Here is a 22,745-nt window from a genome sequence, read left to right on the forward strand (position 1 = left end):
GCTACCTCCAGCGGATGCGGTATTTTGTCAGGAACATGGAAAAAAGCACCGCCAGCAGGCAGACAGCCGTTGTCACGTCCGCGATGTAGTTGGAAATGTTAATGGCACGGCTCATGGAGTCTGCCCCGATATACACCACCGCCACGAATACGGCAGAGGCAATGACACCCAGCGGGTGCAGCGCGGCAAGCATGGCAACCACGATGCCGGAGTAGCCGAACCCCGGCGAAAGATCGAGGGTGAGGTAGCCCTTGACCCCGCACAGCTCGGAAACGCCTGCCATGGCGGCAAGCCCGCCGGAGAGCAGGGCCGTGCGCACGGTGACGGCATTGACCGGCATGCCCGCAAACCGGCTGGCCTTGGGGCTTGCACCCACGGCCCGGATTTCAAAGCCCCATACGGTGGAGCGCATGAACCACCATGTGGCGGCGGCAAACAGAACGGCAAACACAAAGCCCAGATGCAGCCGCGACTTGGCAAAAAGCTGGGGCAGCACGGCGCTGTCCACCACGGGGGCGGCCTGCGGCCAGCCCATGGCCATGGGGTCTTTCCACGGGCCGAAGACCAGCCAGTTGACAAAGAGCAGCACCACAAAGTTGAGCAGCAGCGTGGTAACTACCTCATCCACCTGCAATCTGGTCTTGAGCAGGGTGGGGGCGAGCAGCAAAAGCCCACCGCCTGCGGCCCCGGCAAGGAACAGGAACGGAATCATAAGATAGGGCGGCAGGGAAAGGGCGCCTGTGCCCAGCCATGTGGCCAGCACCGCCCCCATGTAAAACTGCCCTTCTCCGCCTATGTTCCACAGCTTGGCGCGAAAGGCCACGGCGGCGGCAAGCCCGGTAAAGATGAGCGGGGTGGCGCGGGTGAGCGTTTCCGTAATGGCAAAACGCGACCCCAGCGCGCCCTTGAGCATGAGCGCCCAGCCTTCCAGCGGAGAGGCACCGCCCCAGAGCAGCAGCACGGAACACACGGCCATGGCCGCCGCCACGGCAATCAAGGGGGCAAGGGCGCGCACGGCCACGGAAACGTTTTCGCGGGGCTCCATTCTCATGCCGCCACCTCGCAGCCGCCCGTGGCGGAAGAATCGTTGCCGGACATGAGCAGCCCCACCTGTTCGCGCGTGGTGTCGCGGGTGGGCAGCGGGGCGGACAATCCGCCCTGATACATGACCTGAATACGGTCAGAAAGCTGAAAAACCTCGTCCAGATCTTCGGATATGAGCACCACCCCGGCCCCGCGTGCGGCGGCGTCCAGCAACTGCTGGTGCACATAGGCCGTGGCGCCCACGTCCAGCCCCCACGTGGGCTGGTTCACCACGATGATGGAAGGCGCGTTGGAGAGCACCCGGGCCAGAATAAGCTTTTGCATGTTGCCGCCGGAAAGCTTGCGCACGGGTGTGTCCGTGCCGGGGCATCGCACGTCGAACGCCGCAACGAGTTGCCGCGCGCGGGATGCCAGCGCCTTGAAATTGAGAATGCCGCGTCTGGAGAAGCCGGGCAGGCGGTAAACCTCCGTGGAGAGGTTTTCCTCCACGGTCATGTCGGCCACAAGGCCCGTGCCTGTGCGGTCGTCGGGCACACGGCCCACGCCGCGCGCCACCATGGCGGAAGGGGTGGGCCGCTCCAGCGTCTCCCCGGCAATGATGATCTCTCCGGCATCGGGAACCGCAAGGCCGGAAAGCACTTCGGCCAGCAGCCCCTGCCCGTTGCCGGAAACACCGGCAATGCCCAGAATCTCGTGCGCCCTGAGCGAGAGGGAAAGGTCGCGCAGGTGCCCGCCGCCGGTGGAAAGGCTCAGACAGGCAAGCCGCAGTATCTCATCGCCTTCCCTGTGCTCCGTGCGCCGGGCTCTGGGAATGTCGCTGCCCACCATGGCGCGGGCCAGTTCCGCCGCCGTGGTGTCTGCCGTCTGCCGTTCAAACACCACCTCGCCGTGGCGCAGCACCACGCACCGGTCAGAGGCGGCCATAACCTCGCGCATCTTGTGCGTGATGAAGATGACGGAAAGCCCCTGGCGCACCAGTTGCCGCAGGGTGGCAAACAGGTGGTCCGCCTCCTGCGGGGTGAGCACGGAGGTGGGCTCGTCCAGTATGAGGATGCGCGCATCGCGGTAGAGCACCTTGAGAATCTCCACCCGCTGCCGTTCACTCACGGAAAGGTTCCGCACCATGGCCTGCGGGTCAACGGCAAGGCAGAACCGCTCCATAAGCTCACTGAGCCTGCGCAGGGCCGTTGCCTTGTCGTGCCGTGTGCGGGTGAGCCGTTCGGTGCCGAGGATGATGTTCTCCAGCACCGTCATGTTGCCCGCAAGGGTGAAGTGCTGGTGCACCATGCCCACGCCCGCGCTCAGGGCTGCGCGGGGCGATCCTTGAGGCAGGGCGGAGCCGAAGACCTCCACCGTGCCGGAATCCGCCACATAGTGCCCGAACAGGATGGACATGAGCGTGGTCTTGCCCGCGCCGTTTTCTCCCAGCAGGGCAAGCATCTCGCCCTGCCTGAGCTCCAGCGACACATCGCGGTTAGCGATAACGGGGCCAAAGGTTTTGGTTATCCCGTGTAGTTTGAGAACGCTTGCTGTCATGGCCTTGAAAAGGCCCGCCCCGTGCCGCAGGCAGGGGGGGCGGGCCCGTTTAACGGTTTAGCGATGTAACTAATGGTGCGTGGGCCGTTGCGGCAGGGGCGCTGCCGAGCGGAATTCCCGTTCGTGCATGGGCCGCATCCCCATGCTTTCCGGGCCATGCGGGCCATGCGGTCCATGTGTTCCGGGCGTTCCGTATTCAGCTAGAACGTAGACTTGGGTTCGTCGTCGTTGATATCCACCACAAAGGAACCGTTCAAAATGGCGGCAGAGGTTTCCGCCACCTTGGCCTTTATTTCGGCAGAGATTTTGTCTTCAAACTCATAGTAGGGGGCAAGCGAGGCGCCGCCTTTGGCCATCATGGTGAACTCGCGGTAGTCCTCGGCGGCAAAGGTGCCGGCCTTCACGCGCTCAATGGCGTGGCCAATGGCGGCATCCATGTCCCACAGGGCAGAGGTCACCACCACATCGGTGCCGTTCTCTTCCTTGTTCATGTCGTTCACGTTGCCAAAGGCCACAAGGCCCTTTTCACGGGCAGCGTCCACCACGCCCGCGCGTTCGGCGTACAGCACGTCCACGCCCGCTTCAATCTGGGCAAAGGCAAATTCCTTGGCCTTGGGCGGATCATACCACGAACCGATGAAGGAAACCTTGAACTCCACAGCGGGATTCACAGACTTGGCTCCGGCCATGAAGGCGTGGAAAAGGCGGTTCACCTCGCCTATGGGATAGCCGCCCACCATGCCTATCTTGTTGTTCTTGGTCATGGTGCCCGCGATCATGCCCATAAGGTAGCAGGGCTCATGGATGTAGTTGTCAAACACGGAAAGGTTGGTGCCGCGCGGTCCCATGGTGTCGCCCATCAGGTAGGCTACATTGGGGTAATCTTCCGCCACCTTGGTCACGTCGCGGGAAATGCCGAAGGCCTCACCCACGATAAGCTGCACACCCTGCTCGGAGTATTCGCGCATAACGCGGATATAGTCGGTGTTGGAGACCTTTTCGGAATAGACGTACTCAATCTCTCCGGCTTCGGCGGCCTTGACGAGGGCCTTGTGCAGGCAGGCGTCCCACTTTTGCTGGATGGGCTGGGTGTAGATGCCGGCGACCTTGATTTTGCCTTCGGCCATGGCGACTGTTGCCAGCAGGGCCATGCTCAGGCAGAGCGCAATGGTGGTGAGGATGCGTTTCATCAGGACTTTCTCCAAAGGATGAATGGTGGATGAATGGTGGATGAATGGTCTGCGGCCTATTGCGATCGGTTGCAACGGGTTGCAATCGTTTGTAACGGGCAGCCCGCTTGCATACCGCACTTTCCGCAGTGCCTTGCAGGGCGTGACACACCGAAATGCATGCCGGTGCCAAAGGACAGTCGCCAACCCCCTTGTTGCAAACATGCGTAATTTCGTATAGTTGCCACGCAAAGCACCGGGTGTTCTCCCGCTGTTTTCCCTTTGCCGAGCAGGTGACCTGAACATTATTGCAACAAACCACCGGGAAACATGCTTTATCTTGACAAATTTGTCAATCAAACTCGTGCTGCGGCGACTGCCTCTCGGGCAAGAAGAAAGGGCGCGCCCATGGCACGCCCTTTTGTTTGATGACAAAGATTTTTTTTTACGTCTCTTCGCTTCCGGCGGGCAGGGACCGTTTGCCCTGCCTGCCGGACCTAAGAAGGAAGCCCTCTCAAGGTGGAGTTTGCTGTATCCACCGAAGGCTGCATCAATAACGGAAGATGGCGGCGAGCCCGGTTTTGCCGGGCAGTTGCTCGGCGGGAACCACCAAAACCTCTCCGCCCATCCGCTCCACCAGTTCTCCCAAATCGTCCAGCAGATCGTCTGCCATTGCACTTGCCGCGGCACACGCTGCAACACCCGTTGCGGTATCCGAGAGTCCGTGGTTGCGGTTGCCTGCCATGTTGTCTGCTCCGTTGTTTGCCGATCCTTCCGGCGCGCCGTTTCCCGTGCCGGGGGCAGCCGGTTCCGGGAGGCCGGTTTCCGGGTTGAGCCGCCCCGGAATGTACCGGCCGTACTCAATGAACAGCGTTGCCACCTTGCCTGCTGCTGCCGCTGCCGCAACGTCTGTGAGGTTGTCGCTCCCTGCCCCGCGTGCCCGGGCGGTTTCAAAGGCTTCGGCAAGGTCTTTCAGGCGTGCATCATGCTGCGGAGCAAGGCACTCCCATGCCCTGTCCCGCAAGTCTTCCGGTGACAGGGCTTCCGGGTTGGCAGCAATAGCCGCAGGCACAAGATTGGGGTTGTGGCTCACTTTGCGGAACAGGTTATGGTATTCCGGCAATGCGGCCAGAATGAGCGGAAGGCCGGAAGGTCTGGAGCAATGTTCCAGTACGGCGCGGTCCACGGCGCGGAAGAAGCGTTCCGCATCCGCGTCGAGTTCGTCCTTTTTGCCGCCGCTGCCGTGACGCATGGGAGCCGACGGGCCGCCTACGCCGCCATAAGAGGCAACGGTCTGGTGCGGCTCGGTCAGTTCATCGCCCAGGGCTTCGGCGATGGTGCCGGGAACACCGGCAGGCAGGTCTATTCTGTCCACATGATGCCGGTTGCCCTCGTACAGGCGCACCCGGTCACGGCTGAGGCCGAGTATCTGGTAGCGGTCCGTGGCCTGCATGAACCGCCGCAGGGGCTTGGTATGAAAACTGTCCGCCACCAGCGCCATTTCCTGCACCGCCTGCTGCAGGGTGAATACCTCAAACAGGCCGGGGGCAGCCATAACCGCCAGTCCGTCCAGCGAATGGTTCCAGAATTCACGATCCTGCCCGAGGCGGTCAAACGGCTCAAGAAGCCACCGGGCCTCTTCTTCGGAGCAGTGGCTGCGCAGAGCGGTGCCGAGGCGCTTGACAAGGTTGACGAAGCGAATGGTGTCCTGCTGGTTGTCCGGGTGGTGCCGGTGGGTGGGCTGATACAGGGTGAGGCAGGGAATACCCGAGTATCCCGCAAGGCGGGCCATTGCTTCGGCGGTGGGAAAATAGCGGGTGTGGGGCATGGAATACTCCTTTGGTCTTGCGTCGTGCAGCACGGGTGCTCCTGTGCACATAATGACGGTGCGTTCGTATTGTGTAGCCTCCAGCATAGCACAAACTCCCCTCCTGCGCCAAGCTGTTGCGCAGAAAGTGAGATCTCTCTTTTTCCGTTTGGGGAAATCGAAGGTGCCGCTTGACCAGTTTTTCATTTGGCCTTATTGCCAAATGAATAGAACGCGGGTCAGGCTGGGGATACGGTGCACAAGTGCCGCCCCGGAATCCCCTACGGTAATTTGTACCAAAGAACTGCACACGGAACGGACGGACCCATGCCGGAAGAAATTATGTTGCCCAAGACGCCTGAGAGCTATCAGGAACGCGCCAAGGTGATGAAGGCCATGGCACATCCTTCACGCCTGATGATTGTAGACGCTCTTGAGCAGGGCGAGCACTGCGTCTGCGAACTGACCGAATTGGTGGGGTACGATATATCCACCGTTTCCAAGCATCTTTCCGTGCTGCGTGCCGCCGGGATAGTGGAGGACCAGCGGCGGGGGAAGCTTGTGTATTACAGGCTTAAGGTGCCGTGTGTTCTTAACTTTTTCCATTGTGTGGAATCGGTTCTCCGCGCGCGCGGGTAATTTTTTTTATTTTAACAGTTGGCGAAAAAGCCAAATGAAGATGGGAGCCGTGTCATGGACTGGAAGCGGGAATGGAAAACCCTTGCAGGTATCATCGGAGTGTTTCTGGCGTTCTTCTATCTGCCTGTCGGCTGGCAAAGGTTTGACAACGCGGTGCTTGAGGCTTTTCATCTGGCTAAGTGGTACGCACAGGAGCACGTTATTCTCTGCCTTGTGCCCGCGTTTTTCATCGCCGGTGCCATAGCGGTATTCATCAGTCAGGCTTCGGTGATGAAGTATCTGGGACCTGCCGCCAACAAGGCGGTGGCTTACGGAGTGGCTTCCTGCTCCGGCACCATTCTGGCGGTCTGTTCCTGCACCATACTGCCGCTTTTTGCGGGCATTTACCGCATGGGCGCAGGGCTGGGACCCGCCACGGCATTTCTCTATTCCGGCCCGGCCATTAACATTCTTGCCATTGTCATGACCGCGCGGATTCTGGGCACACAGCTGGGCATTGCCAGAGCGGTGGGGGCCATTGTGTTCAGCGTGGTCATAGGGCTTGCCATGCACTTCATCTACCGGAAGGAGGAAGGGGAAAAGGCGGCGCACGCCATGCTTCTTCCGGAGGCGGAAGTGACCCGTCCGCTTTGGAAAAACGCCCTGTACTTCGGCGCCATGATAGGCGTGCTGGTTTTTGCCAACTGGGGGCAACCGGCAGAGAGCGAAGGTCTGTGGGCGGCCATTTATTCCGCAAAGTGGATGCTCACGTCCCTATTTGCTCTGGGCGTAGGCGCATCGCTGGTGGCGTGGTTCGGTGTGCGGCCCGGGCAGGCCTTTATGGCTGCGGTGCCTGTTGCGGCACTGGCCCTGCTGTTTCCGGAAACCCCCATGATTGCGTTTATCGCCGGGATGATCGGCCTTTCGTGGGTCACGAGCACGCGGGAAGGGGAGCTGGGTGAGTGGTTCGGGCAGAGCTGGGGATTTGCCAAGCAGATTCTTCCGCTGCTGCTCTTTGGCGTGCTCATTGCCGGGGCTTTGCTGGGCAGACCCGGCAACGAGGGGCTTATTCCCTCGGAGTGGGTCAGCGCGGCGGTGGGTGGCAATTCGCTTCTGTCCAACTTTGTGGCCGCCTTTGCCGGAGCGTTTATGTATTTTGCAACCCTGACGGAAGTACCCATTCTTCAGGGGCTAATCGGTAACGGCATGGGGCAGGGGCCCGCGCTGGCGCTGCTGCTTGCAGGGCCTGCGCTCAGCCTGCCGAATATGCTGGTTATCCGCAGCGTTATGGGTACGCAGAAGACAATTGTTTTTGTTTCGCTGGTCGTGGTTATGGCCACCGTAAGCGGCCTTATTTACGGAGCGATTGCCTCCTGACGGTGTGCGGCACAGGTAGCCTGCGGCGCGCTGTGCGCAGGAAGGTCCTGAGCATGCCGATGGTGTTTGGAGTGTATTGTTTATTGCCTGTAACCCAGCTGTTTTCTCAAACGGCAAAAAGCGTTCCCGACAACCCGAAAGGAAGTGTGACATGAAAAAGATTCTGGTTCTGGGGCCGGGGTGCCCCAAGTGCGAACAGCTGAAGAATGATGCAGAAGCAGCAGCCAAGGAGCTTGGCATTGCCTATGAGATTGAAAAGATAGGCGACATTTCCAAGATGCTGAGCTTCGGGGTGATGACCACGCCCGCCCTTGTGGTGGACGGTGAGGTTAAGGTGGTGGGTAAGGTGCCTTCTATGGCGGAACTTAAAAAGATGCTAGCGTAAGGCCGGTTGCAGAGGTGGAGTCATGAGTGTGCAGTGTGCATGTAGTGCCGCGCCCAAGCTTGTTTTTTCTTGTTCCGGCGCGGCAGATGTGGGTGAGATTGCCGATCAGGCTGTTCGACTGGTCTCCCGCGAAGGGCGGGGCAAGATGTTTTGTCTTGCAGGCATCGGGGGCAGAGTGTCCGGCATTATGCGGAGCACTGAGGCGGCTTCCGGCATCGTTGCCGTGGACGGCTGCCCGTTGAACTGCGCCCGCAAGTCGCTGGAGGAAGCAGGATTTACCGAGTTCAAGCATGTGCAGCTTGCCGCCTTGGGTCTGAACAAAGGCCAGTCTGCCGTGACGCAGGAGAGTATCCGGCTGGTGGCGGACAGTGTGAACGCCATGCTGGACGCGGTGTAGCCCTTTCTATCAATGCCGGGTGCTCCGGAGAAACATGATTTGTGGAGATTCAGCATGATGTTCCGCTGCGCGTTACTGGTTCTGACCCTGCTGCTTGCAGGTATTCCCGGTGTATCCAACGCTGAGGATTTGCCTGTGCCCGGCATGGTCACAATGATAGATCTTGGAGCAAAGAACTGCATACCATGCAAGATGATGGCTCCCATTCTGGTGAAACTGGAAAAAGAATATGCGGGAAGGGCTGCCATACGGTTTATTGATGTATGGGAGAATCCCGACCAGACACCAAAATACGGCATACGGGCCATTCCCACGCAGATTTTTTACGACAAGAACGGTAAGGAACGGGAACGCCACGTGGGTTTTTTGGATGAAGCAAGCATACGCCAAAAGGTGGATGCCCTGATGCAGGAATAGGATGAAAACGGATGTGTTTACCATCTGCACCGTGCGCTGTTTTCCGGAAATGGCGCTGCGGTGCAGATGGGCGCTGTGCGGCGGGGCATTGCCCCGCGCCGTAAGCGGATAAGGATGTGAAGCAAAGGAGTGGCGGTGTTCGACGAATTTTTGCTCACCATCAATATGTGGATGACCGGTGCCTTTGGACTCGCGGTGCTGGGATGTTTTTTGTGGGGCGTGGTGAGCATTCTGTTCAGCCCCTGCCATCTTGCATCCATTCCCCTTATGGTCGGCTATGTGGCAGGGCAGGGGCGTGTGGTGCAGGGCAGAGAGGCTGTGGGCTATGCCGGGCTGTTCAGCTTTGGGCTGTTTGTTTCCATAACCGCCGTGGGGGTGCTGTGCTCCCTGCTTGGACGCATGCTGGGAGACGTCTCGCCGTTGTGGGGCGTGCCTGTGGGGTTGCTTTTTTTCTGGCTGGGGCTTGATATGATGGGGGTTGCCGTGTGCCGCCTGCCGGGAGGCGGATTGAGTCGCTTTGCTCTGCGTGGTCATTTGGGGGCATGGGTTCTGGGGCTTTCGTACGGCATTCTTTCCGGCGCGTGCACCTTCGGCTTTATTGCGCCCATTCTCGCCATTATCACAGTACAGGAAAGAGTGGCAGAGGGTGTAATACTCATACTCGCGTTCGCTTTGGGGCATTGTCTGCCCATTGTCATCGCAGGCAGTTCTGTGGCGTTCAGTCAGCGCATGGCAGAGGGCAGGGGCATGGCGGTTGTCACAAAGTGGGGACGCAAGGTCGCCGGTGTGATTGTGTCTGCCATAGGTGGCTATTTTGTCGTCAATGCGTTTGTGTAAGGTTTTGAGGCACTGGAATTTTTCTAGAAATTATCTATTTATGGAGGTAGAGTAGTTCCGGTGGGTTATGGAACTGTTGCGGGAAGGGCCGCTCTGATTTACTTGACGGCGGGCAACTTCATCCGTAAGGCAAATTCCATGAAGCAAAGGGTTTATCGGGCATTGGCGGGGTGCGTGCTGGTCATTTTCCTGCTCTCCGGGCTGGGGGGGCAGGCTGTGCCTGTGTTCGGCGATGCACATGCCGTAGCGGCCCAGCCCGACAAAACAGCGGCAGGCGGAGCGTCTGCTAAGTCGTCCGGTGCCAGCAAGAGCAAGGCCGCTAAGAAGAAGTCCGGAAGCAAGGCGCAGAAAGCGGGCGCCAAATCCGCTAAAAAAGCCGGGGACCAGTCTGCGAAAAAATCCGTTCAAACGGTTGCCAGCCTTCAGAATACAAAGCAGCCTGCCAAGGCTGAGAAGGTGCATAAGGCTGTTGAGGCGGTGGCTGCGGGAGTGGTGGCATCGGGAACTGCGTCCGGCACTGCTCAGACGTTTGGAAATCGGTTCACCGTAAAGCCGCTGGTAGTCTCTTCCGGTGATGCTTCATTGGCCCCCGCTCCGCAGCAGGAATTTCAGGTTACCGCAGACGTTCTTCAGGCCGCACTGGAAGAGGTTCGGGCGGCGGTGGAAGACAACGGCTATGCTCTGCCTGTTGAGGCTGCTGCGGCATTGCCCCGCAGGGGCACACCGATTGCGCTGATACCTGTGCAGGAAAAGGCGGAGGTTGCCGCACTTGTCCCCATGCAGGAAGTCCGGCAACCTAAGGCTCCCCAGATTTCCCCTGCGCCATCAGGTTCCCCCGCCCCCAAGGCTGTCAAGGACCTTAAGCTTAACGTCCGGTCCGCCATTCTTATTAATATGACCACCGGCGATGTCTACTACGAACAGAACCCGGACGCTGTTATCGCCCCTGCATCCATCACCAAGCTGCTTACCCTGTATCTGGTCCGCGAGGCCATGGCGCAGGGAACATTGTCTCCCAAGACACTCATTCCCGTCAGTGCCAAGGCGGTGAATACGGGCGGCTCGCGTATGGCGTTGAAGAAAGGCGAAAAGGTGGCTCTGGAAGATCTAATCAAGGGCATAAGTGTGGTTTCTGCCAACAACGCCTGCGTGGCTGTGGCAGAATACATGTCCAAGGGCGATACTGCTAAATTCGTGGCTCAGATGAACGCCAAGGCCAAGAAGCTGGGCATGACCAAGAGCACGTTCAAGAATCCCAACGGGTTGCCCGCCAAGGGGCAGCTTTCTACAGCCAGAGACCTTGCCAAGCTTTCCATCAGCTACCTGCGTAAGTTCCCGGAATCGCTGCCTGTGCATTCCATGACATCTTTCACCTATCACGGCTCCACCCGCCGCAACGCCAACTCGCTGCTCCGCACCTATGATGGGGTGGACGGCCTGAAAACCGGGTTTGTGAACGCCTCCGGCTTCAATATCACGGTAACGGCAAAGCGCGGCAAAACTCGCCTGCTGGCAGTGGTTCTGGGCGCGGATAATCCGGTCATCCGTCAGGTGGAGACAGCCAAGCTGCTGGATTACGGCTTCACTATCGTGGAGGGCGGACCGCAGAAGTCCAGACAAGCTGCATCCGGGTTCAAGCCTTTTGCCGAGAACGATGTGTAGCCGGACCGTCTAGCCGCCGGTATCCCCCTCTGCCCGCCTCTGATCCGTTTCACGAAACTGCCCCGCACGTCAGCCGCACATCAGGCCCGTAAAGTGCCTGTGAAGCGGCTTCACGCATCGGCCCTGTCACCGGTGCCGCGCCCGCGTATTCTTTCGCAGCCCTTTAAAACGGCTAAACGGTCCAAGGAGCCACCCTTGAACCGTATTATTTCGTTTAGCCGTAAAAGAAAGAAGGTAAACAGAATATAGCATGGATCGTGCCAAGGCGCTGGTTTGGGAAGATGTAATTTTTAATACAATAAAATCAAGAGCGTGTGACAGGAGGTGGGTTGCTCGCCCGTCAGGGTGTCCGGCTGGTTGGTTCAGAAAATTTTACTCAGGGCATTGCCTGCGGCAGGTTGGCCGGGGGGTGTTTAATATTTTGAACAATTCGTCCATCAAGAATATGTTTTTATAACATGCGGTTATGGGTGTGGCTTTGTGCGGTTGCCTTTTCGGCGCGGTGCAGACAGAGGCACGAAGGCGGCGGACTGCGCGGGGTACAAGAAATTTTACAGCATTATTTCCTGCGGGGGCAGGGCTGCCCTGTGGTGTTGACACCTGCCGGAGACTCCCGCATAGTGCGAGAATCAGTAAAGGTGTATCGAGCAATCCTGTACTGCGGATGCGGCATAAAGGCCATGCGTGCGGTCAGGGAGCGGGCCGTGGGTGTGGCCTGCATTGTTGCGGTAGACCGGAGAAAGGCTCTCTTCGCGGCCACAGACAGGGCATGTGCTCCCCACAGGGTGCGAAGGGAAAGCCGGGAGGTGGATATGGCAAATGTGCAGACCAAACAGGCGGCACAGCATAACGGTCTTACGGAACTCTTCCGGGACAAGCTGCGCAAGGTCACAGACAGCGGCGGTGCGCAGGACAGGGTGCAGCGCATTATGCTGGCGCTTGGCTACGCCATGGCACTGACGCCGACAGGCAATCCGGGGTTTACACGGATTACCGACTACAAGGGCATGCCGGTGAACGTGTGGGTGGGCGATGCCGGATTAACGGCCTGGCCGCGCACGCTGCTTTCTCCCGTGTGGGTGGGCTATTACTCCCTTGAGGAGCCTGCGGAGATGGTGCAGTACGAGGAGCATGAGCGTCTTATGGATTATCTGCGCGACCGGCATCCGGAAGCGTTTCAGACACCTTCTGCATTCGGAGAGGGTGAGGGGTAGTCGAAGGTTGCCACGGATATCCTGAGATGCCCGTATATGCCCGTAGATAGCCGGGGATAGCTTCAGGGATAGCCGGGAGATCATCGGGCACTTTGCGCGATCCGCTCTGCCGATGCGGGCTGTTATGGCCGCGCGTGCGTCTTCTCTTTTCCGGTGATGTGTTAGCCGGGTGAAATTGATCGGCCTGTCTGCCGGTTGCGCGGGCAGGCTCTCGGCCCCGTTCTATTCCGTGTCGCCCGTGTAGTCCGTGTCATTCCATGCCGATGTTTCCGGCGGGAGCAGGGGCCGGGGTTGCTGCGCACGGCACAAGGATTTATCCCCTCCTCTCCTGCCCGCTGTTTCCGCGTATTGACGCACACCTGTGCGGCGGCTATCTTCGGGCGTTGCTTACCAATACGCCAAGGAGATGCGTTTTTTATGCTCGACCTCAAGCTTTTGCAGAGAGACCCCGATATTGTTGTTACCGCCCTTGCCAAGCGGCATTCCAAAATAGATGTGAGCGAGTTTCTGGAACTGGATGCCCGTCGCCGTGCCTTGCTGAACGAGGTAGAGGGCCTGAAGAGCGAGCGCAATAAGGCCTCGGAAGAGGTTGCCAAGCTCAAGCGGGCCGGGCAGGACGCCTCCGGGCGCATTGCGGAGCTGGGCGAGCTTGCGGAGCGCATCAAGCTGCTGGACGTAGAAGCGGAAGCCGTAGTGGCCAAAGTGAGTGAGTGGCTGGTTGCCGTGCCCAACGTTCCCCACGAATCCGTGCCCGTGGGAGCAGACGAGAACGACAATGTGGAACTGCACCGCTGGGGCAGTGCGCCCGCCTTTGATTTTTCGCCTAAGGAGCACTGGGAGCTTGCGGAGCAGCTGGGCGGGCTGGATTTTGAACGCGGTGCCAAGCTTGCGGGGTCGCGCTTTACCGTGCTCTGGGGCTGGGCGGCGCGGCTGGAGCGGGCACTGGTGAACTTGTTCCTTGATATCCAGACCCGTGAACACGGGTATACAGAAATGTTCCCTCCGGCCATTGTAAACAGCGGTGCCATGACCGGCACCGGGCAGCTTCCCAAGTTTGAGGAAGACCTGTTCAAGCTCAACTACAAGGATTTTTACCTTATTCCCACCGCAGAGGTGCCCCTGACCAACCTGCTCTCCGGCGAGATGCTCTCCGAGGCGGAGCTGCCCATGGCCTTTACCGCCCAGACGCAGTGCTTCCGGTCAGAGGCAGGCAGCTACGGCAAGGACACCAAGGGGCTTATCCGGCAGCATCAGTTCACCAAGGTGGAGATGGTGCGGCTTTCGCACCCCGATACCTCCTATGAACAACTGGAGCTTATGCGTCAGCATGCGGAAAATCTGCTGCAACGCCTTGGCTTGCATTACAGGGTGGTTACATTGTGTTCGGGTGATATGGGGTTCGCGTCTTCCAAAACCTATGACATAGAGGTGTGGTTGCCCGGACAGGGCAAGTTTCGCGAGATATCGTCCTGCTCCAACTGCACCGATTTTCAGGCCCGGCGCGCCAACCTGCGCTTTAAGCGCGAAGGTGCAAAAAAGCCGGAATATGTGCACACCCTGAACGGCTCCGGGCTTCCCACAGGGCGCACCATGGTGGCGATACTGGAGAACTACCAGCAGGCAGACGGCTCCATAGCCATACCGGAAGCGCTGCGCCCCTATCTTGATGGCCTTGAGGTTATTACGCCAGCCATGGCCAAAGGCAGGTAAAATTGGCCTGAAAGCGGTTTAGGGGTTGACAATCAAGGGCCGAAGTCTTTATACAGCCCCCTCGCATGGGTCGTTAACTCAGTCGGTAGAGTATCTGCCTTTTAAGCAGAGAGTCGCAGGTTCGAGCCCCGCACGACCCACCAGAAAATCAAGGACTTGAAGGTTTGCCTTCAAGTCCTTTTTCTTTTTCCCCACACCATTCCCCACACGAAAAATGAAAACCAAAAGCGTGCAATGAAAATAGCTGCATGGATTTACCCTGCGATGGTCAAAATCTTACTGGCTTGCCGTGGATTTGGCTTCATTTTTTTTGGTTCTTTCACGTCTTCGGGTGAGGGCCTCTTCGGTACTAAGGAGGATGCCTGAGCGAATGCTCTCGTCAACACGGTAATAGTCATATCTATGTTCCCTAGTTATGTCTTTAAGTATGCTCTCTGCGTCTATGTTTTTATTGCCACTAGTGTATTCTTTGAGAACATGCGCATACTTTCTAGCGGTAGAAAATTTTCTATACCAAACCTCTTCGGTTATTAGTTTTTTTATGTGTCCCGAAACATTATTGTCACTTTTGAGTATATTTACTGTGTCCCAAATCCACAATCCTACTGTGTTTGATTCATCGTTTATTATATGTCTTTCATTCACGATATCTTTTTTTTGTTTCTTGATATATTCTATGGCTGCAGTCTCATGTTTTCCGTTTGTTTTTGGCATGTTGATTCCACCAATACTTTTCGTGTATAAATTTCCTATTTCCTCATCTTTTATGAAATCATTTATATTGCCATAAAAAGGAATGCTCTTGCCTTCATTTATATGCTCGGCAATAAGTGTGGGATATTCTTTGAAAGATAAGTCTGTGAACATCATTTTGTATTTTTTAAATATTTTACAAAGTACGACATGCTCTTCTTTGTTAATAATGCTATCTTTATCTAATTCAAAGTTCAATGTTTCTATGGCAATCTTTTTATTAATAAAACACATCCTTCCATAACATCCGATCTTGTGTGGAACATATGAATCAAAATAAATCCAGAATAGCTTGTCATTCTCAAATAGACATTTAAAGCAGTCGTGTGGGTGGTTCTCAAAATCTTTTGCAAGTGAACAAATATGTTTCAATATTTTAGAAACACCATATTTCAATTTAGAATCTTTGTGAACGTCTATGTAAAATTTTCTTTTAACAAACTCGCGATGCCAAAAAAGAGAATTATAATACATCATATAATTTACAGATATATTTGACCCAATTTCGCTTGCTTCATCGATAGTGATTGATTCTAATCCTAAGTTTTTTTGCTTAAATGTTTTCCTTATAAAAAATTCTGAAACATTGATGTAAACAGAAGATGCAAGCTTAGATATTTTTCTTGATTGCTTATGTGGTATTTTATTCGATTTCAGAATAAAAACAGAATCTTTTTGAACTCCTTTGCATTTTGAAATTAAATATGCTGAAAATTTTGTAATTTCTAATTCTTCTTCTGTTACTGTCAATAGATCAGTGTTTGCATCTCTCTCTATTTTTTTCATTGAAGACAAAATCATAATCCACAAACTCATATAGTGATCATCGTCAGCTTCTTTTCTTAAATCTAGACCCTTTTTGCTATTCTGCACTGCTCTGCCGACTTCACGCAAAAAAAAGTTCACTTCTTGTCGCAACCTTGCAGGTGCAAGCGCAGTTATTTCCAGAATTTTTTGGAACTGGGGTGCTTGCTTATGCAATACAATTAACATTTTCTCCACAGCTTCCTCCAAAAAATACAAAAAAATCAGGATGTTGTCCATTTTTTGCGCAAGATTTCGCTTATTCTTCCCTACCTCCCTCGCAGTTCACGATCTAGTTTCATCTCCACGAGTGCAATCAACAGGAAGGCCTTCCGATGAATCAAGCGCTCTGAACGGCTAGTGTGTGCTGAATCACAAATCTTTGGGTTCAGTATGCCATCTCAAACATTCACTTCGCTGGAGTATGTATGGTTTCGAACAGTATCGCCAAGGGCAGCGAGCCTCGAGCAGAAGCAATTTTGGTCCGCTGGCTCACGGAAAAGGAGGTGGCGGCCATTACCCGCTTGAGCCTCTCTACCCTCCGGGCGCACCGGTTTGCCGGAAGGGGAATACCCTACGCAAAAATCGGACGCTCAGTACGTTACTCGGCCACCGAGGTCCAACGGTACATGACCGAACGCCAAATTGTCCCGCACAAGGTAGTGTCATGCTGACCCTGTCTAGCGGCCTGTCCGAAGGAACGCACAGCATAACAGTCGCTGTGGGGGCAGAGGCCCCTACGGCAAACGGAACAAACCAAACTACCCGTGAAACGGGAAAGGATCTCTCCATGAGCAATGACGGAGACCCCAAAAACAATGTTGCACTCGTGCACACTCCGGACCAGTCCGCCATGGCTGAAATGGGGCAAAAGCTCGGTGCTGTACTTCAGGCAGCAAGTGCAGGAGACCTTGAAGGCATAGACCGCGTGGACATTGAGCTAGTCCCGCAGGTGCTCTACGGCATAAAGGTCTGCGTCTACCCCAAGAAGTAACCTAAACTTGCCATGGGGTCGAGTATCCACCGACCCCATGGCCACTGGAGATTAACTATGACAAATCGTAGAATTATAAAGAACCTCGCTGAACAAGCCAGGACTACGGGCGAAGTCGCATCATACGAAGCCCCGCCCAAAGGTGTAGCCCCTTTATCCTCCTCGGCCCCGAATCCTACACCCGCGCAAAATGGCACGGTTATTGATGTGCCGTTCCGTACTGTTTGTGCACCGTGCTACAGCCCCCAGCTGATTCCGATGCTCATTAACCCGCCGCTCCGCAATGAACACGGCATTCCACTCAAAGCAAAGTTGGAAACGCTTGTACAAAGATATGACCGAACCGGACTACCAGCCTTGTTAAGGTGTCCACTACGGGCAGAGTTTTTTGCGGCCCTTGTCGCCTATGAAGTCTGCACCACCGATGAACCGGACAAGCGCGAGCTCTGCATCCGTGCCCTTGGAGGGGAAGATAATGATATGCGCACATGGCGTACTGCTCCTCCGCCCCCCGCTGATATCGTATCTTGGGCTGTAGGCAAGCTGAACCGGAGCCGCGTCATGACAGCCCTCGTGCTGGGCGAAGTGTTTGGTCTGAAGCCGGAACACTGCTTTTCCAGCTTCCCCACGTCCAGCATTCACAACGCAGCCATTAGCACTGCTGCCGTTGAAAAAATTCCACACCACCTTCACGGCAATGGCATTGACTTCACACTCAAGGCGAAATTCAGGGTGCGTAACCTTGACGGCACGGACTCGTTGGTGCTCTGCATGTACACGACCGGCGACCAAGATCTGTTTGTTGTCGCGATACGCAAAGTAACAGAGACTGGCACCCCTATCGTATCTCTGGGAGCCGCCCCAGCACCAGCCCACCTGTTCGCGCGGGACTTGATCTTGAAAAATCCTGCGGCAGAAGTATGGCTCTGCACGGACATTCGCGTGGCTATGCGGCTTACAGACCTTGCCAAGGAAGGGCGCGTGATTGAGCGCACCGGGGTTGTCGTCTCTGGCTTCTTCGGAGGCGATGATGCGGTCAAAGCCCTTATTGCCAGCGACTTGGCTGGGCACAACGTGACCATCCTCTCCTCCCCAGGACAGGACGGATGGGAAAGTGTACCTGTGCTTGCGAAAACCTGCATGGACTACGGCGCATTTCAGGTCTCCCTCTTTCCCTGGCCCCTTGTTCCCGAACGCGGGCTGACCTACAAGGAGCCACTGAAGCCTGAGGTGGCAAGATGTTTATACGATAGGCAAATCCACATTGGTGACGTCGAGTTGCCTTCGCGACTTGCGGAACAAGTGCGGACAATGGCTATTCCTTTGGAGAACCTGCAAGCATGGAAGCGACAAGTCGGGCTCGTAAGCCCGGCAGAGCGAGAAAGCGAAGGCAAGCACGAACCAGACTTTGCTCTTGTGACCTTTGGTGCGCTTCCTGATAAAGTATCAGCAGCACCGAACAGCGCAATGAGCATAAGCAGCATGCTTACGCCCAGTTACACAACAATGATCTGGGGCTTCTCCAACGCTGGAAAGAGTTGGTTCGCCATTGAAATCGCCTTAGCCCTCGCCACGGGAACACCCTGTTTCTTCCTTACAGCCTCCCCACCCACAAAGGTGGTATACCTTGACGGCGAAGTAGGCGAGGCCGACTTCAAGCAACGATGCGTGCAACTGATGGGGAACAGGGAAGGACGCCGAGCGCTGCTCGACACCAACCTTGGCGTTGTCTCTCTTCGGGGAGGGCAAAGCCTTCTTGATGGGAAAAGGCAGGATGAGGTACTTGCAACCCTCAAAGAGGCGGAAACACAGGTCGTCTTTATTGACAACCTGTTCTCTCTGGCTCCCAATGCGGCAAAAGCCAATGCCACGCCTTTTTTTGAATTCATCAAGAGGATCCAAGCTGAGGGCATAGCCGTCATCATCATTCACCATGCAAGGAAAACGGCTACGGACTTCAAGGGCCCTGTGGAACTTGTGAGCCTGTGCCAGAACGTACTGCACATAGAAGGTCGGGACCAAATCCATGCGGACGATCGGGATCTGTTGTGTAAAGCCGTACATGATGCCCTTGCCACAGATGGTCCTGTCGCCCGTGTTTACGTAGACAAATGTAAGGTTGCTCCTCACTTTGAACGTCGCCATGGCACCTACAAGCTGCCGGTTGGGCAACCTTGGGAATGGGTGGAAGGCGATCTCTGCCCTGTTGATGACAACCACGAAATCTCGGCGTCAACGGCTTCCTCCACGCCTGTGCATGACGAGACGAACTATCACCGCTCACTCTCTGACCTCACTCCAGATCAGCAAAGAGTTCTTGAGGTTATGGAGAAGGGGAAGTCCTACTACCGAAAGAACATTGAAGAAATCTCAGGCCTCAAAGAGGACAGGGTCCGCAAGGCCCTGAATGCTCTTCGGGAAGCCGGTCTTATAAGCCGAGAAGGCAATGGCAAAGACACACACTACCGGCGCGTATAACAAGAGTGCCAAACGCCCCCTCCCAAGTCCGGGAGGGGGCATTCCACACCTTTACGCGGCAGGGCACTGTTCCCCGTGCATCATGGCGTTGTCGTTATCCAAACCCCACGGCTCCAATACCTGCCGATTTCGTTACCCCCCCCCCCGGAACGACGACGAAACAGGAAAGTAGGAATTTCCTGTGCGTTGCAGGCTCGTTTCCCCGTTATGCATGGGAGATACTCCGCATGCTTCGCCTTTTTCCGTCTTGTTTCCGTCGGGAATACCCTGCTTTTACGCAGCGAAAATCAGCATATCGAATAAAAGCACTACATTAGCTAGCAAGGGAAATGAGCTCTCGCCTTTGATTCCGCGTCTTCCTAGTCCTGAAAGGCGTCCACCGCGCCGACCTAGTGTCGATCATCAAATTCCACCTATATATTACCTCCATGAGCAGGCCATATCTTTGCCTCTGCCGCCCAGCGCGGCGGAGGCATTTCCATTTCACACGCCTACAAGGAGGTAACCATGACCGAAGCCCCTTTATCCCATCCCGCCCCTGGCGCATCCCCGACCATCACCGAATTGGCTAAGGCCATGCTGCGGGTGCAGCAGTCCCTGTCTCCGGCGTCCAAGGATGCCGAAAACCCTTTCGTCAACAAGCGTTACGCCACGCTGAACTCCGTCATGGATGCCTGCCGTGAGGGGCTCATCGCCAACGGCATCTGGGTTGCGCAGTATCCCGTGCCGGTGGAGACCGGCCATCTCGGCCTTGTCACGAAGCTTGTCCACGCAGAATCTGGCCAGTGGCAATCTTCCCTCATGGTCATGCCGCTTCCGAAGGCCGACCCGCAAGGATACGGCTCCGCACTGACCTACGCACGGCGCTATGGCCTCGCCACCATGGTGGGTCTGGTCACTGAGGCGGACGATGACGCCGAAGGGGCCATGCCCAGAAGCGGAAACCGTCCGGCCAAGGCACAGGCGGCCACAGGGGCACGAAAGGAATCTACACAGGCATCTCCTGCCCGTAGCGGGACGATGGCGACAGTCGCACCACAACCACCGGCGCAGCGCAATGAGAAGCAGGGTGAACGTCCAAGGGCAGCATTGGCCGCATTGCCCCGCATAGACGGCATCACCTACCAGACCATTCAGGCACAGGACGGACGCACCTGCGTCACGGCTTCCGGCGACACCCGGAGCAAGAAGGCACTGTTGCAGGAGGCTGGTTTTCGTTGGGATGCTACCCGCAAAGTCTGGTGGCGGTACGCCGATGCTCAAGCCGCCTGACCCTGCTGGCATACTCGCAACAAGCAACGCTACGAAAAGTCCCCCACATCGGGGGCTTTTCCGTTTCACGGGAGGAATTCATGGACAACAACGAAAGCAACACGCATCAGGACAAGGGCCTTGCGCTCTTGGCGCAGGTCGCACGAGGGCTCATTGCCCACGATAACCATCATACCGCCGCACAGCTTGGGGACCGCTCCGCGTACGTGGGCATGTCCGACATCGGCAAAGGAGCGGAATGCCTGCGGGCTGCCGTGGCGGGGAAACTGCACATGGCCCGCACGCCCAGCACGCAGGATATTGGGGAATGGTACCGGGCAGGAGAGCATGAACGCATCCGAACGGCCCTGCGACGTCATCTTATCTTGCAGCGCGGGCACTGGATGGAAGCGGGGCTTGCCAAGGTGCTGCACGCCAACGGCGCAAACCTTCTGCATCAGCTGGAAGTCGCCGTGGAGCATGACGGTACCCCCATCCGGGCCCATCTGGACTTCACGCTGGTCTGGGGCTGGCCAAGACCCGCCATACGGATTCTGGAACTGAAGAGCACTGAGCGTATTCCGGACACCCTGTACACGGCTTACGAAACCCAGCTTTACGGACAACTGGGCCTGCTCAAGACCCACTGGTCGGAACCGGTCTTTGCCATGCGGGATGCGGACGGCAACACCGTCTTCGAGCACCTGACCTTCCCGCAGGTAGCCAAGCTTCTGTTCGGCATTTCCCTGCCGCGTCAGGCGGACAGCATGGACATTGAAGGCTGGGTGCTCTGCCTGTCCATGTCCGATGCCCGTGCCTTTGGGCCATACCAGCCCGACGCCACCATGCTCGGCATGTGCCAGCGCATTGCCGGGGACATCTGGACCACTGCCCGGCGGGTCTGGGACGGAACTGAATCCATCGACGCCGTGGACTACTGCAAGGGGTTTCATCCCCTGTGTGACTGGTGTGACCATTCAGAGGGCTGTCCCAAGTTCACGGTGCAGGAACTGGATGACCCGGCATATGACCACGCCTTGCAGAAACTCGCTGACCTAAAATCCTGCAGGAATGATCTGGAGGATTCCATTGCCGCAGAAGAAGACCGGCTGCGTTCGTTCTATGTTTCTGTGGGGGGTATGGACACCACTACAGAGTGGCTTGCAACGGCAGGATTCCGCTTCAAAATCTCCAGCCAGGCTGGCCGTAAAACCATCGATTCCGCAAAACTGGATATGGAACTGCGCGGCACTCTTGGCGATGAAGAAGCCGAAGAACTGCTCGCACGGGTGACCAGGACCGGAAAGCCTTCGCAGCGGCTGTGGGTGAGCAGAAGGCTTAATGCAGTGGCAGCGGGCTAAAGATGACCAAAGCGCTATGGTCTATCAGGCACAACCGGTTCAGGAGGATATTGCAAGGCGGCATGAACAACCGCTTTGATATAAAGCGTAGCCCGGAGCGCATCGTGCCCGTACACAAGGATATAGTTCTTGTGCACGACCAGTTCCCGCGTGTCCGCCACCCGTCCTATGCGCCCTCTGAAGGGTAGCGCGGCCAAAGAGTCTGCTGCAGCGGTAAAAAGTGCGTCCAGTTCGATGGCGGCGTGTGGATTATCCGCAGCGATGAACAGGACTATGCGCTCACGGTCCGTGTCCGCTGCCTCAGTCCAGACCACCTTCATAGGGTGTCGTGCTGGCTGAGGATCGCGGCCTTACGCTGGGCAGCCTTGGCCGTGGCTTCTTCCTGAGAAATCAAACGTCCTGCACGGTAGTCCCGTTCCCCGGCCTCAGCCTTTCTGTGCAGCCAGGCGTCATAGGCGGGATCAGAACTCTGGGTTTCCACCACATAGCTACGCATAAAATCTCGCAACAACTGGGCAGCGGTTCGATCCCGTTGCTTGGCCGCATCGGCAAACGCCGCCTTCAGGGTGTCTTCCACCCGAAATGTAAAGGTGCTTTCAGGCATTACGTTACTCCTCTCTATGTACACGAAAAGTACAGCGTAACACATGGCCTGTCAATTTCCTCTCACCACAACAAGGAGCCCACACTCATGCAGAACGATCTTGACCACCTTACCGTCATCGACATGGATGCCGGAGACCTCTTCAGCGGCAGTCCTTCGGGCCGTATGATCAAGGGGTTTAGCGCCCCGTGCAGCTTCACACCTCGTCTGGACCCGGACTATCTGTTCCATGATTCCATGCGTGAAATCGTGGTCTGGCTGCTCACCGCCCCGGCAGAACGCGCCGATCCCCTGTACATCTTCGGGCCCACGGGCAGCGGCAAGACA

21 protein-coding genes, 1 tRNA gene and 1 pseudogene are annotated in these 22,745 nt (G+C 56.6%); 16 read left to right on the forward strand and 7 right to left on the reverse strand.

Annotation, left to right across the window (positions count from 1 at the left end; translation table 11 throughout):
• Position 1: 1 nt before the first annotated feature.
• The 4 genes from HUV26_RS16510 to HUV26_RS16525 form a co-directional block, all read right to left on the reverse strand.
• Positions 2-1,051: an ABC transporter permease gene (locus tag HUV26_RS16510; protein WP_174411230.1), complete on the reverse strand. Its 1,050-nt coding sequence runs from the start codon at positions 1,049-1,051 to the stop codon at positions 2-4.
• A complete protein-coding gene (locus HUV26_RS16515) occupies positions 1,048-2,580 on the reverse strand; it encodes an ABC transporter ATP-binding protein (protein ID WP_174411231.1) in 1,533 nt (510 codons plus the stop codon). The genes HUV26_RS16510 and HUV26_RS16515 overlap by 4 nt, the downstream gene beginning before the upstream one ends.
• A gap of 200 nt (positions 2,581-2,780) precedes the next feature.
• The gene (locus tag HUV26_RS16520) at positions 2,781-3,770 is read right to left on the reverse strand and encodes a BMP family protein (protein WP_174411232.1); all 990 of its coding nucleotides are present in this window, start codon (positions 3,768-3,770) and stop codon (positions 2,781-2,783) included.
• A gap of 529 nt (positions 3,771-4,299) precedes the next feature.
• Complete coding sequence (locus HUV26_RS16525; RefSeq protein WP_205245171.1) at positions 4,300-5,664, reverse strand: baeRF3 domain-containing protein; 1,365 nt, start codon at positions 5,662-5,664, stop codon at positions 4,300-4,302.
• 234 nt (positions 5,665-5,898) lie between these two features.
• Here HUV26_RS16525 and HUV26_RS16530 point away from each other — a divergent pair, with 234 nt between their 5' ends.
• The 10 genes from HUV26_RS16530 to HUV26_RS16575 all read left to right on the forward strand — a co-directional run bounded on the left by HUV26_RS16530 (position 5,899) and on the right by HUV26_RS16575 (position 14,316).
• Positions 5,899-6,195, forward strand: a complete 297-nt coding sequence (locus HUV26_RS16530) for an ArsR/SmtB family transcription factor (protein WP_243451429.1) — start codon at positions 5,899-5,901, stop codon at positions 6,193-6,195.
• Between the two features lie 54 nt (positions 6,196-6,249).
• The gene (locus tag HUV26_RS16535) at positions 6,250-7,551 is read left to right on the forward strand and encodes a permease (RefSeq protein ID WP_174411234.1); all 1,302 of its coding nucleotides are present in this window, start codon (positions 6,250-6,252) and stop codon (positions 7,549-7,551) included.
• 151 nt (positions 7,552-7,702) lie between these two features.
• A complete protein-coding gene (locus tag HUV26_RS16540; RefSeq protein ID WP_174411235.1) occupies positions 7,703-7,936 on the forward strand; it encodes a thioredoxin family protein in 234 nt (77 codons plus the stop codon).
• Between the two features lie 22 nt (positions 7,937-7,958).
• Positions 7,959-8,333 carry a putative zinc-binding protein gene (locus HUV26_RS16545; RefSeq protein WP_174411236.1) on the forward strand — a complete coding sequence of 125 codons (375 nt, stop codon included), beginning with the start codon at positions 7,959-7,961 and terminating at the stop codon, positions 8,331-8,333.
• Positions 8,334-8,387: 54 nt separating this feature from the next.
• The gene (locus HUV26_RS16550; RefSeq protein WP_205245172.1) at positions 8,388-8,750 is read left to right on the forward strand and encodes a thioredoxin family protein; all 363 of its coding nucleotides are present in this window, start codon (positions 8,388-8,390) and stop codon (positions 8,748-8,750) included.
• 135 nt (positions 8,751-8,885) lie between these two features.
• Positions 8,886-9,587 (forward strand): cytochrome c biogenesis CcdA family protein, encoded by a 702-nt coding sequence (locus HUV26_RS16555; RefSeq protein WP_174411237.1) that lies wholly within the window; start codon positions 8,886-8,888, stop codon positions 9,585-9,587.
• Between the two features lie 138 nt (positions 9,588-9,725).
• A complete protein-coding gene (locus HUV26_RS16560; protein WP_174411238.1) occupies positions 9,726-11,249 on the forward strand; it encodes a D-alanyl-D-alanine carboxypeptidase family protein in 1,524 nt (507 codons plus the stop codon).
• Positions 11,250-11,869: 620 nt separating this feature from the next.
• The gene (locus HUV26_RS16565; protein ID WP_174411239.1) at positions 11,870-12,463 is read left to right on the forward strand and encodes a hypothetical protein; all 594 of its coding nucleotides are present in this window, start codon (positions 11,870-11,872) and stop codon (positions 12,461-12,463) included.
• Positions 12,464-12,880: 417 nt separating this feature from the next.
• Entirely contained in the window at positions 12,881-14,173 is a 1,293-nt protein-coding gene (gene serS, locus HUV26_RS16570) for a serine--tRNA ligase (protein ID WP_174411240.1), read from the forward strand.
• Between the two features lie 67 nt (positions 14,174-14,240).
• A tRNA-Lys gene (locus tag HUV26_RS16575) sits at positions 14,241-14,316 on the forward strand.
• Positions 14,317-14,449: 133 nt separating this feature from the next.
• Here HUV26_RS16575 and HUV26_RS16580 read toward each other — a convergent pair.
• Entirely contained in the window at positions 14,450-15,928 is a 1,479-nt protein-coding gene (locus HUV26_RS16580; protein WP_174411241.1) for a hypothetical protein, read from the reverse strand.
• A 230-nt stretch (positions 15,929-16,158) separates the two neighbouring features.
• Between HUV26_RS16580 and HUV26_RS17035 the strand changes: the two genes are divergently transcribed.
• The 5 genes from HUV26_RS17035 to HUV26_RS16605 all read left to right on the forward strand — a co-directional run bounded on the left by HUV26_RS17035 (position 16,159) and on the right by HUV26_RS16605 (position 21,814).
• Entirely contained in the window at positions 16,159-16,404 is a 246-nt protein-coding gene (locus HUV26_RS17035; protein ID WP_174411242.1) for a helix-turn-helix domain-containing protein, read from the forward strand.
• Between the two features lie 116 nt (positions 16,405-16,520).
• A complete protein-coding gene (locus HUV26_RS16590; RefSeq protein ID WP_174411243.1) occupies positions 16,521-16,724 on the forward strand; it encodes a hypothetical protein in 204 nt (67 codons plus the stop codon).
• Between the two features lie 561 nt (positions 16,725-17,285).
• Positions 17,286-19,202, forward strand: coding sequence for an AAA family ATPase (locus tag HUV26_RS16595; protein WP_174411244.1), 1,917 nt, complete (start codon positions 17,286-17,288; stop codon positions 19,200-19,202).
• Positions 19,203-19,709: 507 nt separating this feature from the next.
• A complete protein-coding gene (locus tag HUV26_RS16600) occupies positions 19,710-20,474 on the forward strand; it encodes an ERF family protein (RefSeq protein ID WP_174411245.1) in 765 nt (254 codons plus the stop codon).
• A gap of 80 nt (positions 20,475-20,554) precedes the next feature.
• The gene (locus tag HUV26_RS16605) at positions 20,555-21,814 is read left to right on the forward strand and encodes a hypothetical protein (protein WP_174411246.1); all 1,260 of its coding nucleotides are present in this window, start codon (positions 20,555-20,557) and stop codon (positions 21,812-21,814) included.
• A 14-nt stretch (positions 21,815-21,828) separates the two neighbouring features.
• On the opposite strand, the gene HUV26_RS16610 is transcribed toward HUV26_RS16605, so the two are convergent.
• Positions 21,829-22,134, reverse strand: a complete 306-nt coding sequence (locus tag HUV26_RS16610) for a type II toxin-antitoxin system RelE/ParE family toxin (RefSeq protein WP_174411247.1) — start codon at positions 22,132-22,134, stop codon at positions 21,829-21,831.
• Positions 22,131-22,418 (reverse strand): CopG family ribbon-helix-helix protein, encoded by a 288-nt coding sequence (locus tag HUV26_RS16615; protein WP_174411248.1) that lies wholly within the window; start codon positions 22,416-22,418, stop codon positions 22,131-22,133. Before HUV26_RS16615 ends, HUV26_RS16610 begins: the two co-directional genes overlap by 4 nt.
• 87 nt (positions 22,419-22,505) lie before the next feature.
• Here HUV26_RS16615 and HUV26_RS16620 point away from each other — a divergent pair.
• Positions 22,506-22,745: pseudogene (locus HUV26_RS16620) on the forward strand (AAA family ATPase); the annotation flags it as partial.

Origin of the sequence: Desulfovibrio psychrotolerans (assembly GCF_013340305.1) — a bacterium.
GTDB lineage: Bacteria > Desulfobacterota > Desulfovibrionia > Desulfovibrionales > Desulfovibrionaceae > Halodesulfovibrio > Halodesulfovibrio psychrotolerans.

What these genes read in the sequence shown, in the direction of transcription:
- HUV26_RS16510 (WP_174411230.1), bottom strand. Translation starts at nt 1,051, where the DNA reads ATGAGAATGGAGCCCCGCGAAAACGTTTCCGTGGCCGTGCGCGCCCTT.
- HUV26_RS16515 (WP_174411231.1), bottom strand. Translation starts at nt 2,580, where the DNA reads ATGACAGCAAGCGTTCTCAAACTACACGGGATAACCAAAACCTTTGGC.
- HUV26_RS16520 (WP_174411232.1), bottom strand. Translation starts at nt 3,770, where the DNA reads ATGAAACGCATCCTCACCACCATTGCGCTCTGCCTGAGCATGGCCCTG.
- HUV26_RS16525 (WP_205245171.1), bottom strand. Translation starts at nt 5,664, where the DNA reads ATGCTGGAGGCTACACAATACGAACGCACCGTCATTATGTGCACAGGA.
- HUV26_RS16530 (WP_243451429.1), top strand. Translation starts at nt 5,899, where the DNA reads ATGTTGCCCAAGACGCCTGAGAGCTATCAGGAACGCGCCAAGGTGATG.
- HUV26_RS16535 (WP_174411234.1), top strand. Translation starts at nt 6,250, where the DNA reads ATGGACTGGAAGCGGGAATGGAAAACCCTTGCAGGTATCATCGGAGTG.
- HUV26_RS16540 (WP_174411235.1), top strand. Translation starts at nt 7,703, where the DNA reads ATGAAAAAGATTCTGGTTCTGGGGCCGGGGTGCCCCAAGTGCGAACAG.
- HUV26_RS16545 (WP_174411236.1), top strand. Translation starts at nt 7,959, where the DNA reads ATGAGTGTGCAGTGTGCATGTAGTGCCGCGCCCAAGCTTGTTTTTTCT.
- HUV26_RS16550 (WP_205245172.1), top strand. Translation starts at nt 8,388, where the DNA reads ATGATGTTCCGCTGCGCGTTACTGGTTCTGACCCTGCTGCTTGCAGGT.
- HUV26_RS16560 (WP_174411238.1), top strand. Translation starts at nt 9,726, where the DNA reads ATGAAGCAAAGGGTTTATCGGGCATTGGCGGGGTGCGTGCTGGTCATT.
- serS (WP_174411240.1), top strand. Translation starts at nt 12,881, where the DNA reads ATGCTCGACCTCAAGCTTTTGCAGAGAGACCCCGATATTGTTGTTACC.
- HUV26_RS17035 (WP_174411242.1), top strand. Translation starts at nt 16,159, where the DNA reads ATGGTTTCGAACAGTATCGCCAAGGGCAGCGAGCCTCGAGCAGAAGCA.
- HUV26_RS16590 (WP_174411243.1), top strand. Translation starts at nt 16,521, where the DNA reads ATGAGCAATGACGGAGACCCCAAAAACAATGTTGCACTCGTGCACACT.
- HUV26_RS16595 (WP_174411244.1), top strand. Translation starts at nt 17,286, where the DNA reads ATGACAGCCCTCGTGCTGGGCGAAGTGTTTGGTCTGAAGCCGGAACAC.
- HUV26_RS16600 (WP_174411245.1), top strand. Translation starts at nt 19,710, where the DNA reads ATGACCGAAGCCCCTTTATCCCATCCCGCCCCTGGCGCATCCCCGACC.
- HUV26_RS16605 (WP_174411246.1), top strand. Translation starts at nt 20,555, where the DNA reads ATGGACAACAACGAAAGCAACACGCATCAGGACAAGGGCCTTGCGCTC.
- HUV26_RS16610 (WP_174411247.1), bottom strand. Translation starts at nt 22,134, where the DNA reads ATGAAGGTGGTCTGGACTGAGGCAGCGGACACGGACCGTGAGCGCATA.
- HUV26_RS16615 (WP_174411248.1), bottom strand. Translation starts at nt 22,418, where the DNA reads ATGCCTGAAAGCACCTTTACATTTCGGGTGGAAGACACCCTGAAGGCG.